General features: G+C 71.3%; 2 pseudogenes. Both read left to right on the plus strand.

The features are described from left to right. Positions 1-524, plus strand: a pseudogene (locus FV220_RS25110) (hypothetical protein); the annotation flags it as partial. Between the two features lie 169 nt (positions 525-693). Continuing rightward, a pseudogene (locus FV220_RS25115) lies at positions 694-886 on the plus strand (invasion associated locus B family protein); the annotation flags it as partial.

The raw sequence follows: 886 nt of genomic DNA on the forward strand, positions 1-886 counted from the left end.
CGCCCGCGCCGCGCCCCCCGCCTCCCCCGGAGCCGATGCCGGCCAGCGAGCGCGCCATCCTCGAAAAGCTCTCGGCCCGGCGCGACGCCCTCAAGCAGCGCGACGAGACCCTGAGCCTGCGCGAGCAGATGCTCGGAACCGCCGAGCGCAAGCTCGAAGAGGGCGTCAAGGATCTCAAGCGCAACGAGGACAGGCCCGACGGCGCCGCCGCGCAGCAGGCCGAGGCCGAGAGGATGGGCCTGAAGAACATCGTCACCATGTACGAGACGATGAAACCGAAGGACGCCGCCCGCGTCTTCGATCGCCTCTCCCTCGACGTGCTGGTGCCCATCGTCCTGGCGATGAATCCGCGCAAGATGGCCGACGTGCTGGCGCTGATGCAGTCGGAACCCGCCGAGAAGCTCACCGTGGCGCTCGCCAACCGCGCGCGCGGCCAGACGCCGACGCAGCAGCCCGTCGTCATGGGGCTCGGCCCCAACGAGCTGCCGGCCATCGACCAGGGCGGCCAGGACAGGCGTCGCTGATCCGGGCGGTCGAGCGGGGCAGACGCGGTTCGCGGGCAAATTCGGCAAGGACGGCCGGGTTGGATTGCCGGTGGGCGACGAATCGCGATGCCGGCGGGTCCATTGCGCTCGCGGGCCGGGAGGGCTAGGCGGCAGGTCTGATTTCGTTCGAATGCCGGATGCCCGCTCGATGCGTTGGAGACATGTTTTGCCCGTGGTCGGCGTGATGTCGTTCGCCGCGATCACCGCCTGGAACGGTGCGTCGGCGCAGGAGGCCGCGCCGGAGCAGGACGCACCGGCCGCCTCCGACGCGCCGGCGAAGCCCAAACCCAAGCCGAAGCCGAAGCCCGCGCCGAAAGCCCCCGCCCCGGTCGCCGCTGCGC

This window comes from Methylobacterium sp. WL19, assembly GCF_008040005.1.
Lineage (GTDB): Bacteria > Pseudomonadota > Alphaproteobacteria > Rhizobiales > Beijerinckiaceae > Methylobacterium > Methylobacterium bullatum.